The 17,248-nt window shown below is 44.9% G+C and carries 12 protein-coding genes; 5 read left to right on the top strand and 7 right to left on the bottom strand.

Annotated features, from left to right (window positions below; genetic code table 11):
• The first annotated feature begins 20 nt into the window (after positions 1-20).
• Both BC643_RS12590 and BC643_RS12585 read left to right on the top strand, forming a co-directional pair.
• Positions 21-770 (top strand): uroporphyrinogen-III synthase, encoded by a 750-nt coding sequence (locus tag BC643_RS12590; protein ID WP_120273424.1) that lies wholly within the window; start codon positions 21-23, stop codon positions 768-770.
• A 70-nt stretch (positions 771-840) separates the two neighbouring features.
• The gene (locus tag BC643_RS12585; protein WP_120273423.1) at positions 841-1,278 is read left to right on the top strand and encodes a ribonuclease P protein component; all 438 of its coding nucleotides are present in this window, start codon (positions 841-843) and stop codon (positions 1,276-1,278) included.
• Between the two features lie 185 nt (positions 1,279-1,463).
• Here BC643_RS12585 and BC643_RS12580 read toward each other — a convergent pair whose 3' ends face one another.
• The 3 genes from BC643_RS12580 to BC643_RS12570 all read right to left on the bottom strand — a co-directional run bounded on the left by BC643_RS12580 (position 1,464) and on the right by BC643_RS12570 (position 6,211).
• Positions 1,464-2,555 carry a chorismate mutase gene (locus tag BC643_RS12580; RefSeq protein WP_120273422.1) on the bottom strand — a complete coding sequence of 364 codons (1,092 nt, stop codon included), beginning with the start codon at positions 2,553-2,555 and terminating at the stop codon, positions 1,464-1,466.
• Positions 2,556-2,557: 2 nt separating this feature from the next.
• Positions 2,558-3,466 (bottom strand): prephenate dehydrogenase, encoded by a 909-nt coding sequence (locus BC643_RS12575; RefSeq protein WP_394340503.1) that lies wholly within the window; start codon positions 3,464-3,466, stop codon positions 2,558-2,560.
• Positions 3,467-3,736: 270 nt separating this feature from the next.
• On the bottom strand, positions 3,737-6,211 hold the full coding sequence (locus BC643_RS12570; protein ID WP_120273420.1) for a T9SS type A sorting domain-containing protein: 2,475 nt from the start codon (positions 6,209-6,211) through the stop codon (positions 3,737-3,739).
• A gap of 86 nt (positions 6,212-6,297) precedes the next feature.
• On the opposite strand from BC643_RS12570, the gene BC643_RS12565 reads away from it, so the two are divergent.
• From BC643_RS12565 to BC643_RS12555, 3 genes are all read left to right on the top strand, one after another.
• Entirely contained in the window at positions 6,298-7,749 is a 1,452-nt protein-coding gene (locus BC643_RS12565; RefSeq protein WP_147377218.1) for a glycoside hydrolase family 32 protein, read from the top strand.
• Positions 7,750-7,865: 116 nt separating this feature from the next.
• A complete protein-coding gene (gene rnr / locus BC643_RS12560) occupies positions 7,866-10,022 on the top strand; it encodes a ribonuclease R (RefSeq protein ID WP_120273418.1) in 2,157 nt (718 codons plus the stop codon).
• Positions 10,023-10,093: 71 nt separating this feature from the next.
• Entirely contained in the window at positions 10,094-10,702 is a 609-nt protein-coding gene (locus tag BC643_RS12555; RefSeq protein WP_120273417.1) for a TetR/AcrR family transcriptional regulator, read from the top strand.
• 49 nt (positions 10,703-10,751) lie between these two features.
• Here BC643_RS12555 and BC643_RS12550 read toward each other — a convergent pair whose 3' ends face one another.
• From BC643_RS12550 to BC643_RS12535, 4 genes are all read right to left on the bottom strand, one after another.
• On the bottom strand, positions 10,752-11,210 hold the full coding sequence (locus tag BC643_RS12550) for a toxin-antitoxin system YwqK family antitoxin (RefSeq protein ID WP_120273416.1): 459 nt from the start codon (positions 11,208-11,210) through the stop codon (positions 10,752-10,754).
• 212 nt (positions 11,211-11,422) lie between these two features.
• On the bottom strand, positions 11,423-11,776 hold the full coding sequence (locus tag BC643_RS12545; RefSeq protein ID WP_120273415.1) for a carboxypeptidase-like regulatory domain-containing protein: 354 nt from the start codon (positions 11,774-11,776) through the stop codon (positions 11,423-11,425).
• Positions 11,777-11,958: 182 nt separating this feature from the next.
• Positions 11,959-14,127: a hypothetical protein gene (locus BC643_RS23525; protein ID WP_211338048.1), complete on the bottom strand. Its 2,169-nt coding sequence runs from the start codon at positions 14,125-14,127 to the stop codon at positions 11,959-11,961.
• 42 nt (positions 14,128-14,169) lie between these two features.
• On the bottom strand, positions 14,170-16,905 hold the full coding sequence (locus BC643_RS12535) for a TonB-dependent receptor (RefSeq protein WP_120274263.1): 2,736 nt from the start codon (positions 16,903-16,905) through the stop codon (positions 14,170-14,172).
• Between the last annotated feature and the right edge of the window lie 343 nt (positions 16,906-17,248).

Below are 17,248 nucleotides of genomic sequence, written 5' to 3'. Positions count from 1 at the left end.
ATTTTTAAAAGTAAGAAATCTTGAAAATCAAGAAAATTTTAGTATCGCAACCCAAGCCTGAGACCGCAAAATCCCCCTATTTTGATTTAGCCGAGAAAACGGCTGTTCAGGTGGATTTTAGGCCTTTCATTCAAGTAGAAGGAGTCTCTTCGAAAGAATTCAGGCAGACACGGATCCAGATTCTGGATCACACGGCTGTAATTTTTACAAGCCGGACAGCTATCGACCACTTCTTCAGAATTTGCCAGGAATTGCGTATTACCGTTCCTGATACGATGAAATATTTTTGTATTTCGGAAGCAACAGCCTTCTACCTGCAGAAATATATCGTCTACAGAAAAAGAAAAATCTTCTACGGAAACGGTGCTTTCGCTGATTTGGTAGAGGTTATGAAGAAGCACAAGGATGACAAATTCCTTGTTCCTCTTTCGCACATTCACAAACAAGAGATCCCTGTATTACTCGATAAAGGTGGTTACAAATACACCAAAGCGATTCTGTATCGCACAGTAAGCAGTGATTTGTCTGATTTGAAGGATGTGAACTACGATATTCTGGTATTTTTCAGTCCGTCAGGAATCAAGTCATTGAAACAAAACTTCCCGGACTTCCAACAAAACGACACGAAAATTGCCTGTTTCGGTCCAACAACAGCGACTGCTGTGCGCGAAGCAGGGTTACGTTTGGATATTGAAGCTCCAACAGCCAAGGCACCATCGATGACGATGGCGTTGGAACAGTTCATCAAAGAACACAACAAAGTAAAGTAAACACACGAGTTTATACACCGGAATGAAAGGGGAAGTTGATTCCCCTTTTTTATTGTACTTTAGTTTCCTAATGAGCGAATTCAGCCTTTCAAAAAACGACCGGCTCTGCAGTCGGAAAGCTATCGGTGAGTTGTTTGCCGATGGTGAATCGTTTTTTGTATTCCCGTTAAAAGTGGTGTACCGCGAGTTGTCGTTTGAAGATGGTCGTCCGGTAAAAGCAGCATTCTCGGTTTCCAAGCGAAACTTTAAGCGGGCCGTAAAGCGCAATTACCTTAAACGACTGATGCGAGAAACCTACCGTTTAAATAAAAGCGAGTTGTTACGCATTTCGGTGGAAAAGAACGTGCAATTAGCCATCATGTTTATTTATGCGGGCAAGGAGCTGAAAGATTACGCCGTAGTTGAAAAGGGGATGGTCAAGTGTCTTGAAAAGCTCTGTTCAATTCTGGCTTCCAAAGAAGTTTCTGCCGACAACAAAACAAGTATAACTTTTGAGAATAAAAAGTAGGAATCGTTGTTGGAGAAATCGGTTGAAGGCAATAGGATGCAGTTGAAAATAAACTTCTAAAGGCCTTTGCATTCCAGATCACTAAACAATGGGTATCTTGGCGACTTTGCGTCTCTGCGTGCATCGGTGCTCGAAAAAAAAGGACCACCGTCCGGCAGTCCTTCTCAATATCGATTCAGCAATGCTTATTCAGCATCCATAATTTCAGTTTGCATACGTACCGAGTCTTCGTGAATCAATTGGAAAAGAATCTGTACGAACGTGCGGTTCAAATTCATTTTCTCCCCGGCAGAAACGCGTTTGTTCATCAATTCAGTCCAACGGCTCATTTGAAGCGCAGTCACGTTGTTATCTTTTTTGTACTGACCAATTTGGCGAACAACTTCCATGCGTGACGAAAGGATTTCAAGCAATTCAGTATCCAGTGAGTCGATACGGCTACGCAGCATTTCCAGCTGATCTTCAAATTGTTTGTTGTCAACTTTCTCGTTGCGGATTACCAATTTATCCAGCAATTTGAACAGGTCGGCAGGTGTCAGCTGTTGTGCAGCGTCACTCAACGCGCATGACGGATCGCGGTGTGATTCAATCATCAAACCGTCCATACCCATGTCAAATGCCTTTTGAGAGATCTCGGACAGGTATTCGCGTTTTCCGGCAATGTGGCTCGGGTCGCAAATAACCGGCAGATTTGGCATCAGGCGGCGTAGCTCGATGAACGATTGCCAGTTCGGATAGTTGCGGTATTTGGTTTCGCGGAAAGGAGTGAAACCGCGGTGAATACCTACCAGTTTGGTAATACCCACTTTCGACAGTCGCTCGATGGCACCCATCCACAATTGGGTGTCCGGGTTAACCGGGTTTTTCACCATGACCACAGCGTCGGTACCTTTCAGTACGTCAGCAATTTCCTGAACAACGAACGGGCTGGCTGTTGAGCGGGCTCCGATCCAAAGTACATCCAATCCTGCTTTTAAAGCTTCTTCAGTATGTTGAGCATTAGCAACTTCAGTACCCACCAACAAGCCGGTTTCCTGCTTTACTTGCTTCAGCCATTCCAAACCCACAGTGCCAATCCCTTCAAAGCTTCCCGGACGCGTACGTGGTTTCCAAACACCACCGCGGTATACAAATACACGCGGGTCTTTAGCCAGTTGACGCGCTGTGTCCATCGCTTGTTCTTCAGTTTCAAGGCTGCAAGGCCCGGCAATTAAAAGAGGGTTATTCAGCTTCGGTAACCACTCTTTAATTGGTTTAATGTCAATTTCTACTCCCATTTCTACTTGGTATAAAGTTTAATAATTTTTTCTTCGTTTTTAATGAGCGACGGGTTTGCACCACCCAGCACTTCGCGGATCTTGGTCGCGTTTTCCATCAGCTCGTACATTCGCTGTTCGTCGTTTAAAATGCTCTCCCGAAATTCTTTCAGATGCTTTATATACGTATCCAGCGATTCAATGATATACTTTTGGTTGTCCTGAAAAATTGGCCCCCACATCGAAGGTGTACTTTTTGCCAGGCGAACCGTTGAATTGAACCCCCCGCTGGCAAGGTCGAAAATGATGTGGCGGTTTTCCTTAGACATCGCCGCGTTAGCCAGCGCGTATGCTACAACGTGCGGAAGATGTGAAATGTAAGCGGTGCTGTGATCTTGTTCGTCGGCCGACATGTAGGCAATGTTCATACCCAAGCACTGGAACATCTTCTCAACCAGAGCCAGGTGTTGAGGTCCGCTTTTTTCCTGGTCGCAGATGATGGTGATTTTGCCCTCGAACAAGCCGTCCATTGCAGCTGAAGGACCGGAGTTCTCGGTTCCCGACATCGGGTGGGCAGCCACGTAGTTGCGACGTTTCGGGTGTCCTTCAACCACATCAGCAATCAATTGCTTGGTCGATCCCAGGTCTGTCACCGTAGTGCCCGGTTGGATTTGGTCCAAAACCTGCGGAAGGATTTGCCGAATCTTGTCCACCGGAATGGCGATGACCACCAAATCGGATTTGGCCACGGCGTCATTCAATGGAAGTACTTCGTCGACTAAATTAATGCGCAAGGCCTCCTCTGCGTGTGCTTCGCTGGCTTCGACCCCGATGAGGTGGGTTGCAAAATTCGCTTTTCGCAAATCTTTGGCAACCGATCCGCCAATTAATCCAAGTCCTACAATGCTTACATTCATGTTCGTTTGTTTCAAAAAAAAAGTCCCGAGTAATCTCGGGACCTTCTAGTATTTTATTCTCTGCTTTTTTGACAATACAATTACTGTTCGACCCCGTTTTTGGAAGTGAAGTAATAAAACCAGTAATAAAAAGTATTAGCTAAAAGCATTTGTTTCTGTCTAATTTGCTGACAAAGATAGAGATTTATTTTAAAATCAAAATTTATCGGCTGTTTTGTTTCTATTTTTTCAAAATTGCCCCCGGATTATTAACAGAAATGAAATCTCAATTCAACCCTGTTCCGACTATTCCCGCACAATTTTACGCGAAATCAATTGCCCGTTTTCAAACTGAAGATTGACCAGATAAATACCGGATTGCCAGTTCGAGATATCAAGCTCGGCATTAAAGTTGGCGGTGCTTCCCTCGATTTTTCGCTGCAGTAATTTTTGCCCTGTGTTGTTGTAGATCGAAAGCAGAATATCACCTGGAGCTTCTTTCAAAGATCCCTGGATATTCAACTGATCTTTTGCCGGGTTTGGGAAGAAAATGACTTCGCCCGGAGAGATTTCGATTGTTGCAACTGCAGTTCCCGGATCCTGAATCACCAGATCGTCGATGGACCAACCCCAGCCGTAAGCGAAAGGATCGGAGAACAAGCGGAAGCGCAGGTACACCGTTTGCCCGGCGCTAAAATTGCCGTTTCCGGTTAGCGAAATTGTTCGTGCAACGTACAGGTCTTTCGTTCCTGTTGCCGTTGAGTTATCGCCATCCGTTGAAGAGTTGTAGGTTGTGAGCCAGGAGCTGTTTGCCCGCGAGTCGTAGCCATCGATAATTGGCAGCCAGTTGGTGCTGCCATCCAGCGATCCTTCAACAATAACATAGTCCCAAAAATCGTCGTCACTATAGCTTGTCCCTGTTGCGCCGGGCTCAACCAGGACGACCTCGTTAAAGCTCATCTCGCCGTTTTCCTGTAAAATGATCGGGTGCTTCAAAATGCTTGTGTATTCAAAGTTTTGATCTGATTTTTCGGGAGCCAGGTAAGGATGGGGACTGTTGAGAGAGGCATTGTCGAAGCCTTCTTCGGTAGCGGTGTAAAAGCTTGTCGAAATAAAATCCCGATCCGGGGTGTCAAAGTTGTTGCTGTAATTCGTCACTGCGTCGTAAAATCCCTCGATTGTAACGACAAAATAACCGTTTGAGGGTAGTATGGTCGTTAATGCCTGACTGGATGTATCGGTCGCGATTAGGCGATACCGGATAGAGTCGCCGTCGGTAATCGTCGGCAGGGTGATTGTTTTCTGGTAGGCATCATCCGCCTCGTCGAGCGTTACTGTTTGGAAGTCCTGGTCATTGATTGCGTACTCCATTTTGACGTTGGCAACACCAATGTTGTCTTCTGCTTGTGCCGTAATTGTTAGTGTTTGGTCACTTTCCATTTGCAGGACAACCGGTTCGTGAGTCAATGTCGGCGGAGTTTGATCCACACCGATCAGCACATTGAAATAGGTATCCGGCGCTTGTGTTGGCAAGGCGAATAAGTTCCCGTCAACGTCGTTTGCAATGAGGTAATAGCGAATTTCACTCGCGCCGTTTATCGGAATTTGGTTTGTAAACAAGCTGGTTGATGCTTGATAATTCAGTTGAAGGGTGTCTGGTGTTGTGAAATCAGAGTAAGTGTAAACTACTTTTACACTGGTACTGTCGAGACCATTGTCGCTTATGACTTGGGCCTCCACGGTCAAAGGTGTTGTCGTATCTTCCGTATCCGGTAATTCATCGTGAATGATCGTGGTATAAACCCATCCCATTTCGTCGAAAATAGCCAGTGTAACCGGTCCCGGATTATGAATCGCTTCGCCGCGCCCAATACTCGGGGTCATCAATGAACTCGGGTTTCCGGGAAAGTAGGTGCTTTCGTTCAAGTGATAAAGACTTGATCCCTCGTCGTAGGTCAGTGGAGCGTAAAGGCGAGGATAGCTGTTGTTGGTTTGCGACTTTGTTTCGTCATTTTTGAAGATCAGGTAGCCGGATTCAAACTCGTCAAAGAGGGTTGTTGAGAAGTTCGGAAACTTCGTCTGGTCAACCAGTTTGTCTCCGTCAAAGTTGATCATGTAATCGTCAAAAATTCCCGGATGGTCTTCGATCCAGCCGTAGCCTCCAACGGTTTGATTACCGCTTGTACTTTCGTAGCACAAGCCTGTAAAGCCCAACCCGTGCGCGATTTCGTGCAGAACCACCGATACAAAATCATATTTTGTGGACGGCGTATTGCCGTCGGTTCCAAAATACCACGATTCGTTACTGCTGTTGAATTGGGCAGATATCTCGTATTCATACGAATTATTCAGTTCTTTGCCGGCGAGTTTTTCAGCCAGTGCAATTGGGTAGTAGTAATTTTTGAGTGGGGCGCCGTCGAAGTTTTCGAGGTAGTCGGTCGGGGCGCAACTTCCCAGAACACCTGATTCCAGTGGAGTCCAACGCGCCAGGATGTTGATGGTGACAGGTGAATTTATCAGTCCCTCCCAAATGTCGACAGCATAAGCAAAGGCGGTTTTTGCTTCATCCGAAAAACCAATGTAGGTAACGTTAATGGTTGCAGCAGTCGTTTGGGCCGACTTAAGTCGGATCCGCGTCGGCGGCTCCACATAAACCCGGTGCACCTCGTCGGATGCGTAACATACGGGTGCATGCACATGTGCTTTGCCCATTGTTTTGAGTTGTCCTTTCGCCGGGCTGAAAAGCAGAATTAGAGATATGGCTGTAAAAATAAACTTCATTGGCTTAACCGAAATTGCGTGAAGCAATTTATGATTTATATAGCGTTTTTTTGCTTATTTTGCTAAGCAAATTGAAAATTTCAGCCATGATCAAACCTCTTTGTTCTGCTTTATTACTGTGTTTATTTGTTGTTTTTGCGCGCGCTCAGGAGTCTGAACCTGATTTCACGCAATCGATGAGACCGCAATTTCATTTTACTGCGCCTGCCAATTGGATCGGTAACCCGGCCGCTACGGTTTACAGTGATGGGCTTTATCACCTGTTTTACGAATACAGCCCGGTTGGAAATACAGCCATTTACACCAATATGGGGCATGCTGTGAGTAAGGATTTGTTGCATTGGGAGGTGAAGCCGATCGCCGTTGTTCCCGACAATGACACCCGCGATTTGTATAAGTGTACTATCCGCAGCGGTAGCGCCCTGGTAGATGAGCAAAATGTACTCGGAAAGCAAGCAGGAGGCTCGCCAACGCTGGTGATTTTTTACACGAGTTACGATTGTGGGATCCGCATGGCTTACAGCAGCGATAACGGAGAAAACTGGACGAAGTACGGTAGCAATCCAATCATCCCATATAAAGCGGACGAAAATGCCCGCGATCCGAAAGTATTTTGGTACGAACCCGGAAAATGCTTTGTGATGGTGCTGGCCCGAAATCCCGAAGACGGCGATATTGGCGATGGCTTTTCGTTTTACACATCGACTAATTTGACAGATTGGAGTTACCAAAGCCACATTGTTGGACCAAAAGGACGCCCCGATCTTTTCGAGTTGCCGGTTAACGGACACCCGGATGAAGAACAGTGGGTGCTGACGGATTCGATCGGTGCCTATGTGATTGGTGATTTTGACGGTAAAAGTTTTACGGCGCTCACCAGTTTGATGAAAACGGACTATGGCACATTTAAAGGTGGCTCGAGCTGGATCGTGCCTGGCGAGGATGGTACGCAGCGCGTTATTCAAATTGGTTCGATTTCGGAAAAAGAGTTGGCTGAAATGCCATTTGCCGGCCAGATGTCGATCCCGGTTGAGTTGTCACTTCATAAGTATCCCGAAGGCCTTCGTTTGGTAAAAGAGCCGGTGAAGGAATTGGGACAACTTCAGGACAAATCATTCAACATTAGCGAAAAAAATATCTTGCCGGGTCTGGATAAAAATCCGGTGAAGCGGTTGAAAGGAGATTGTTTCCGTTTCAAAGGAACTTTTGATCTGAAAACCGTGAGTAGTTTTGGTTACGTTATTCGGGCAGCGAAAGGACAGAATGGTGTGGAAATACGCTACGATGCGACCCGCAATCTTTTATCCTGTCTGGGTAAATCGGCTTCGTTGATGCCCGAGGATGGCAAGATAAAACTGGATGTTTTGGTTGATCGGTCTTCGGTCGAGATTTTCGCAAATGACGGTAAAGTTGTTCTGTCCGGACAATACTCGTCTACCGGAATTGGCGACGAATATATTCTCTACAATACAGGAGGAGAGTTGTTTATCGATAACCTCGACGTTTATCCAATGATTTCCGTGTACCCCAAGAAGTAATTCGATCAAAAATTTTACAATAAAAATTCCGGAGGAGGGCGATTATTTGCTTTCCTCTTTTTTTATATCCTAAATAAATAGTTTTAACTTCAATCGCGAATATTCAATGTCGAAACATGAAGAAAAGAAATAAGAAGAATCGACCGAAGTCTTCGACTTTCAATAAAAAAAATCTCAAAAACGCCATATTAACCGTTTTCTACGATAATCCCCAAAAGAGTTTTAATTATAAGCAGTTAGCTTCGGAGTTGGGAGTGAAAGATCCCGAAATTCGCCGGCTGGTCAGCGTTGTTTTGGATGAACTGTCCGAGGATCAAACCATCGAGCAGGTATTCCGTGGCAAGTATAAAGTGACCTCGCGCGGAGGACAAATCTGCGGTCGGGTAGAGCTGCAGCCACAAGGTTTTGGGCTTGTTGTCTCCGACGAAATTGATCAGCCGGTACTCGTATCGCAACGTAACCTGAACCACGCGATGGAAGGCGATAAAGTTCGGGTGACGATGTATGCGCGACGCAAAAAGCACCAGTTGGAAGGTGAGGTCACCGAAATTATTGAACGTGCGAAAACCACATTTGTAGGGACGATAGAACGCTCGCGTAACTTCGCATTCCTCATACCGGTCGGTAAAGTTGGTTTCGACCTGTTTATACCGAACGACAAGCTGAATGGTGCTGTTGGCGGACAGAAGGCGGTTGCGCGGATCACCGAGTGGCCAACCCGGGCGAAGAATCCGTTTGGGGAGGTGATTGAAGTATTAGGAAATGCCGGCGAGAACGATACGGAAATGCACGCGATTTTGGCGGAGTTTGATTTGCCTCTCCGTTTTCCCGAAAACGTGCTGAAAGCGGCAGAACGCATTCCGCTTGATATTCCGGATGAAGAAATTGAGAAACGGCGCGATATGCGCGATGTAACGACGTTTACGATTGACCCGGCCGATGCCAAGGACTTCGATGATGCTTTGTCGGTTCGGCAGCTCAAAGAAGGTCTTTGGGAAGTTGGTGTGCACATCGCCGATGTAAGTCACTATGTAAAACCCAACACGATTTTGGACGATGAGGCGTACTCGCGGGCCACTTCGGTTTACCTGGTGGATCGGGTTGTGCCGATGTTGCCTGAGAAGCTGTCGAATGGCGTTTGCTCGCTTCGTCCTAACGAGGATAAACTCTGTTTCTCGGCTGTCTTTAAAATGAATGAGGACGGAGAAGTGTTGAAAGAATGGTTTGGGCGCACCGTTATCCATTCGAATCGCCGCTTTACCTATGAAGAGGCTCAGGAGATTATTGAGACCGGCGAAGGCGACCTGAAAGAGGAGATCTTACAACTAAATACGCTGGCGGTAAAATTGCGCAGCAAACGCTTTAAAGAAGGATCTTTGGCCTTTGATCGCATCGAGGTGAAATTCGAAATCGACGAAAAAGGAAAACCGCTTTCGGTATTCTTCAAGGAGTCGAAAGACAGTAACAAGTTGATTGAAGAGTTTATGCTACTTGCCAATAAACGAGTAGCTGAGTCGATCGGGAAAGAGAAAGGTGGCAAGCAAGCCCGAACCTTTGTCTACAGGATTCACGACAAACCCGATCCTGAAAAGCTGGAGAACTTTAACCACTTCATCAAGAAATTCGGTTACGGTATTCAGACAACCTCTGCCAAAACCATTTCAACATCGATGAACGAATTGATGGAAACGGTGAAGGGTAAGAGTGAGCAGAATGTGGTGGAAACACTCGCCATTCGCTCAATGGCCAAAGCTGAATATTCGACCCGGAATATTGGACATTACGGGCTGGGATTTCAGTATTACAGCCACTTTACATCGCCCATCCGGCGTTACCCCGATGTGATGGTGCACCGCCTGCTGGAACGCTATTTGGATGGCGGACGATCGGCAAATGCGCAGAAATTTGAAGACTACTGCAAGCACTCGTCGGAGATGGAAAGCCGTGCAGCCAATGCCGAACGGAGCTCCATCAAGTACAAACAGGTTGAGTTTATGAAGGACAAAATAGGGCAGACCTTCCCGGGCGTCATTTCGGGAATTACCGACTGGGGACTCTACGTTGAGCTGGAAAATAAGTGCGAAGGCATGGTGCCTATGCGCGAACTCGACGACGACTTCTACATGTTTGATGAGAAGAATTATTGTTTGGTTGGTAATCACAGTAAGCGCACTTACCAATTAGGTGAGTCGGTTTGGGTCGAAATTATGCGGGCGAATCTGGAGAAAAAGCAGCTTGATTTTAAGCTTGTTAAAAAGCCAGATGTTGAGTAGTTAGATTTTTGGCAAAAAACATTCGAAAATTTCAGCTATATTTACGCATTTCTAAATAAGACTATCCAGTTATGGTGATGAACCTCGAAAATGGTGTAAATAAGAAAGACGCCAACCGGGAGACAATCCTGAAAATTGCTCAGGATATTTTTAGTAAGTACGGGTATAAGAAGACCACCCTGGACGATATTGCCAATGCCGTTCGGAAGGGTAAAAGTTCGCTTTATTATTATTTCAACAGCAAGGAAGATTTGTTTCAGGCGGTGATTCTGAAAGAAGTGGAGATTTTGAAACGCGAGTTGGAGAAAGTTGTGATGCGGAACACCGATCCGGTGGAGAAACTTCGGGAATATATTCTGACCAAGCTGACAACTTTCCGTGGTTTGGCGAACTTTTATCATGCACTGGAGAATGACGTTACCGCGATTGAATTCATCGATAATATCAAGAACAGATACAACCAGGAAGAGATTCGGATGATTAAACGGATCCTGATTGAAGGAGTCCGGAAAAATACCTTCGAGATCTATGATTTTACCCTGGCTGCTATCGGAATTACAACGGCTATTAAAGGGCTTGAAATGCCGCTGACAGCCGGTGACTATGGGACTACGAACCTCGAAAAAGGAGTCGACAATATTTTAAAGATACTTTGCTACGGAATCATGAAACGCAGCTAATAAAAAAGAGGAGCCGAAAGCTCCTCTTTTTGCATTTTAACGTTGAAAATTAAAACGTTCTTTCGCTAAGGATTTGACCATCGGCTCCGAATTTTTTCCATGTGCCCGATTTCTCGCCATTCACATAGTTCATTTCGTAGATCATTTTGCCTTGGTCGTTCCATACTTTCCACTCGCCGTCTTTTTTACCGGCTTTGTAATTGGCTAAACCGACCTGAACTTCATCCTCATTGTAGGTGATCCAGGTACCGTCCATTTCATTTTTCTTATAATGGCGGATTTCGTTCAGTTTGCCATTTTGGAAATAAATACGCATTTCACCGTCTTTCTTGCCATTTTTCAAAAACAGGCTGAATTTGGTGTTGCCATTGTCGTAAGTGCCAATATAACTTCCGGTATAAGGTTTTGAATCGAAATAGTAAATACCATCTTTTTCAATTACTTCTTGTGCGTTAGCTCCCAGAGCAACGAAGAAAAGTACACCGATCATTAAGATTATCTTTTTCATATCTTGCGCCTCCTTTAATTGGTTGATTCTTGTTTCTAATGTTAAGCCAAAGTTAACTGCCCTATAAAAAATTAAGAAACGATTACGATTAAATTTCACAAAATGAGGTAAAATTTAATCCCTTATGTAAAGCAGACGCGTAATTGCATGAAAAAAGCCACTCCTGCTCTCAGAAGTGGCTGCAATCTTAAGTATATAGAAATCCGCAAATACTAGTTTGAAGATTTCAAGCTAATAATCATTTCGTTCTTATTCGGGTTTACCGAAACCTTTTCCATGCTTTTCTTTTCGTATGAAACGTAGCTTGCAGTCAGATTATAAGTTCCCGGTTTTACATCTTCGAAACTGTAATTTCCGTCGAAGTCGGTATAAACAACTTTGTTGGTACCTTCCAGTTCAACTTTTACACCAACCAAAGCTTCGTTTGTTAGCTGGTCGATTACTGAACCGCTTAATACGGTAGTTGCGCTGGCGTTGGATTCAACAGCTTCTTTGTCTTTTTTTTCTCCGGCCATTGCGACGCTAATCGCAAATACCATCAAGACGGTTAAAAATAAATTCTTCATGATCTCGTAATTTGTTGAGTCAAAAGTATAGGAGGACGATTACGATGGAGTTACAGCAGAATTAAAAATTGATTAAACAGTACGATTCTTTTTATAAAAAAAAGAGACCGCCCAATGGACGGTCTCCCAACAAATTTACGGGAATTGAAGTCAACACTTCAATTATTGTACAATCATGAAGATTAGAAGTTTGTGAAGCCAGTCCATTCAAATGCTGAAGAAGAAGCACCTGTGTTTCCGGCTTCGATAACAACACTTGAATACGTGTCGCTACCTGTATTGATTTCGTCATTACCATCAGGAACAGTTGTTCCGTCAACAGTTAAGCTGATTGCAGAAGCAGTGTTGGCATTACCTTTACTGTCAGTCATGTCGATGATGTTTTTAGCTACACCACCAACGATCAAAGCGTTTGTAATAGTAGCAGTCGCGCCACGACGGATTTTAATACCATCTTCCATTACATAGTCTGATTTGTTTACAATCGAGATGTTTGTCATCGTGAAGTCAGACTGACCTGAGTCGCTAGGGTAGTTACCATCCAGGTTACCGTCAGCTTCGATACCACGAGGGTCAGATTCAGAGCTTGTGTAGCCAGACTCCCAAACGCCGTAAGCGTTATCAAGTGTACCAGTCCAGCCTTGAGTCACATCGAACATATCGTCGTCGCAGTTAACAGCCAATAAGTTGGTTACATTAACTGTACCACCGAAGAATTCAACCGCGTCATCAGCACCATTCATCACATAAATGTTGTTGATTGTTGTTCCGTTACCAACAGCGTCCAAAGTCAGACCGTTGTGTTCAACGCTTTCGCTTACTTGTGCTCCTGAGTAAAGGATTTTCACATAGGTCAATGTACCTGAGTTGTCAGCTGCGTCAGTTCCACCGTAAGGAAGCGTTGCGTCAATTTCTGAAGTTCCGGTACCACCACCAGAGATTGGAGCATAACCGTTGATCCAGATACCACCCCAGTCTCCAGCTGCAGGAGAAGCTTCAGCAGAAGTAAACGTAATAGGTGCATCAGCAGTACCAGCTGCTTCGATCATACCACCTTGTTCAACGATCAGGTAAGAAGCAAAGCCTTTTGTAGCCTCAATTGTTGTTCCGGCAGGAATGATCAAGGTAGCACCATCTTTAACGTTCATGGTACCGTTCAGGGTGTAAGTGTACAAAGCATTCAGGTACACATCTTCAGTTACATCACCACTGATTTCAGCAGTCATATCTGCGTCGAAGTCGTAACCAGTCCAGGCAAATGCACCAGTGCTTGCACCAGTGTTGCCGTCTTCGATTACCACGTTAGCGTAAGTAGCGTCAGCATGAATTTCGTTAGAAGTGTAAGAAGTTCTGTCTACAGTCAGGCTGATTGAAGTGGTTGTTGTAGCATCACCCGATGAGTCAGTCAAATCGATCAGGTCTTTTGCATTACCACCGATCAACAGCGCGTTTGTGATTGTTGCAGTAGCTCCACGACGGATTTTGATACCGTCTTCCATCAGGTAACTTGACGCATTTTTGATGGTGATGTTGGTCATTGTGAAATCAGATTGACCTGATTGGCTTGAATATTTACCATCGAGGTTACCGTCAGCTTCGATACCACGTGGGTCAGATTCCGTACTTGAATAACCATCTTCCCAGATACCGTAAGCGTTATCCAGTGTACCGGTCCAACCTTGGGTTACATCGAACATATCGTCGTCGCAGTTAACAGCCAACAAGTTTGTTACGTTTACTGAACCACCGAAGAATTCAACAGCGTCATCAGCACCGTAAGCAATGTACAGGTTGTTGATTGTTGTACCGCTACCAACAGCGTCTAAAGTCAAACCGTTGTGTTCAACGCTTTCGCTTGATTGTGCTCCTGAGTAAAGGATTTTCACGTAGGTCAGGGTACCAGAGTTGTCAGCTGCATCAGTACCACCGTAAGGCAGTGTAGCATCAACTTCAGAAGTTCCGGTGCCACCACCTGAGATTGGTGCAAAACCGTTGATCCAGATACCACCCCAGTCACCAGCTGCAGGAGAAGAAGCGGCAGAAGTGAAGGTAATTGGGTTGCTGGCAGTACCGTTTGCTTCCAGTTTACCACCTTGTTCTACGATCAGGTACGAGCTAAAGCCTGAGGTGGCTTTAATCATTGTACCGGCAGGGATTGTCAGAGTAGCGCCGTTTTTAACGCTCAGTGTGCCATTCAAGGTATATTCAACTGAGGCATCCAGTTCTGTATCAGTCGTAATGTCACCTGATAGGGTAGAACCTTCAATAACGTTCGGTCCACTCGGCTCATCGTCGCTACAACCAGCGAAGATCAGAGTCACAATCGAAAGGAAAAACAATAACTTTTTCATTTTGTAAAATTTAATTTTCATAAGGTATTTTCGAGACTTATTTTAAAATTCATAGGATAAACCCAAGCTTAGGTTGATTCCTTTTTTGTAGCTGCGCAACACGGTTGGTTCAGCTCCTTCGCTGGCCGGTTTGCGTGTTAGTTCGAAGTCGGGGTCGAGAAGGTTTTTTGCTTTGAAGCTAACTCCCCAATGATTTTTTATTTTGACTGACGAAATGAAGTCCAGCGTCACCAGGCCGTTTTCTTCAATGTCGTTATATCCTCCCACTCCAATAGCATATATGCGGTCGCTGAAGTAGTTTGCGACCACCGTGCTGTTGAATTCGAAATTGTTGCTTTTGTATTGATATGAAAGGTCGCCGTTAGCCAGTATTGGTGATGCGCCTTCCAGTTCCGATTTGGTGTTGGTAAAATCAAGCGGAAGCGAACCGCTCGCGTTACTCAGCGTTACACCGGTTTTGATGTACGAGAAGTTGATACCGGTACTTAGTTTCTTCCGGGTTTCTTCGCCAGTGGCGAAAATGTCTTTTCTGATTTCAACTTCCACGCCGCCGAGTTTAGCTTCTTCGGCGATGTTCCCGTACGATTGGTAGCCGTTAGCCGATGCGATCTCAACTTTGGAAATTGGATCCTGAATTAACTTGCCAAATACAGTGATGGAGATGAGTTCACCTGGCGTCATGTAGTAATCCCATTTCAGATCCACGTTGTAGTTAGTTGATGGTACCAAATCTTCGTTACCTTGAGAAGCCCATTGGGGACCTTCGTATAACATTGGCGAGATTTCCTTCGACTGCGGCAAAGTGTAAGTTTTGCTGGCGCCTAATCTAAGGGCATTTTTGTCGTTGAGGTTATATTTCAGGTTTAAACTAGGAAGCAAATACAATTCATCGATTGGAGGTGAAGATTTGGCAGGACTCTGGTCGTTCAGGTCCAAATCATAGTCCACTGTGATGTCTACTTTATCTACTTTCACACCTAAATTGGCGATCAGCTTTTCAGTAAGTTGGTAATTCAGCAATACATATCCGCTATGAATAGTCTTGTCAACAGAGTAGGTCAATACTTTGTAGTTGTTGTTGGCGAATTTACCCGCAGCAAAACCCTCTTGGTTGAATATTGCATCCAGGGAGAAATCATTCAGGTCTAACTGAGGCGGATTTGACGTTTGCCATTGGTTATCCCAGGCACTGGCGTTGTATTCGTCATTTAGGAAACGACCGCGGTAGCCGATCTCTACTGAAGAGATTTTTTCCGAATCATCTGTCAGTTTGTAAGTGACATTCGCTAGTGCGTTGATGTCATTTTCTTTTAGATCGCCAAAAAAACGGTGTTGGTTGCCACTTCCTTTTAGTGGCTGAATAATGTTTTCTCCATTCGACGCCAAGTAGTTGACACGTCGGTCGGGTTCTTTACCGTTGGTGTAATTATAAGCTACGCCGGCGCTAGCTGCAATTCTTGAGTTGATTTCTTTTTTCAACTGAAGTTGGTTAACCAACAGGGTGTTGTCGTTAATTTGCTGGCGTCTGACCAAACCGGTATTGCCGGCTTCGTCATCAGTGAAGGAGTTCGTGTTGAGACCTAGATCGTCACGGAGACTTTGGTTAGCCGAGTGGATCGCCAGAAAATTATAAGTCAGATCGTATTTGTTGAATGAATAGTTCACGTTGGCTGTCGCAAAGTGAAGCGAATTCTTTTCGTACTCTGTTGTTGTTTGGTCGCGGTAGATTGTACCGGTTGTTGTTGTTTGGCGGGTAACCCCGTCGGTATAGCTGAAGTCGGTTGAGTAATTACCGATAAGGTAGAAGTTGAGCGGGTTTTTGTTCGCTCCTACCGAGAAACGCTTTCCGCCCGAGAAACTCAAACCTTTACCAATTTGAAGGTCTTGCGACGACGGATCCAATGAGTTTGCGAACGAATAGGTGTCGCCGCTGGTCGGGCTTTCGGTGTTTTGAGCAAAACCAAAGCTGCTCACACCGTCAGGCAGCAGGAAGTCTGCATTGTAGGTATTGGTGTTGGCCGAAGCTGATACGCCAACATTGAATTCAGAACTGCCAACCAGCTCTTTCGAGTTGATATTGATTTCGGCACCACCAACGTCGCCGGTCATGCTGGCATCAAAAACCTTGCTTACATTGACTGCCTTGATGATGTCAGAGCCGAAGAAGTCCAACGAAATGTTTTTGTACTCGGGGTCTTCGGAAGGTACCGGAAAACCATTCAAACTGGTGGAGTTAAAACGGTCGCCCAAGCCACGTACGAAAACGTTTTTCACGCCTTCCTGTTTCGATATCCCCGACACTTTTGTAACCGCAGCTTCCGCATCGCTGGCACCTTTTCTCGAGATCTCCTGCGCACCGATGGCTTGCGTTGCCACAACAGCATTTTTTTGCTCCACAAGCAGCATGCTTTCCGACTCGCGGTTCGCTTTAGCAACCACTTTTACGTCGCCGATTTCCACTGTAGATTCACCTAACTGAACATTCAGCTCAGTCGGTTGACCTGCTTTAATGACGATGTTTTCGGTGAGTTTTGTCTCGTAAGAAATGAATGAGCAACGAACGGTGTAGGTTCCGGGATCGATGTTTGGTAATTCGTAATTCCCGTCAAAGTCCGTAATAATACCTTTGGTTGTGCCTTCGAGCATGATGGTGGCCCCCACCAAAGGTTCTTTAGTTTTCAGGTCTGTTACCAGCCCTTTAAGTGTCCCTTTTTGAGCAAACGAAATAATCGAAAAACTCACAAAAAGACATAGTAATGCTAATCTTCTAATTCCCATAAAATTTGTAAATAATTTGTACATATCTAAAATCAACTTGCGTTGAATTTTATGTCACTTTGCCCGGCGCTTTGTCAGACGCCTTTATATCGATTGGTTTTTATTGGCCGCTCTTAGAATGAAGGTCAAATTCCGATTGCATTTCTTTAATCTCAAGCTTGTTGTGACCTTTTTCCGCCGCTAAATACGAGCCTTTATGTTGCAGTATGATTACAAATTATTTACTCTTAAATTACATCTTGATTTGTAAGTATTTGAAAGCCAATGATATTAATAAAGGATTACAATAGTATTAAGCAAAAAAGGTCCCGATGAAACAAATCACCGGGACCTTTGAGAATTA

The organism is Mangrovibacterium diazotrophicum, assembly GCF_003610535.1.
Classification (GTDB): domain Bacteria; phylum Bacteroidota; class Bacteroidia; order Bacteroidales; family Prolixibacteraceae; genus Mangrovibacterium; species Mangrovibacterium diazotrophicum.
Note: the sequence above shows the minus strand (reverse complement) of the source record. Positions and strands in the feature narration are given on the sequence as shown.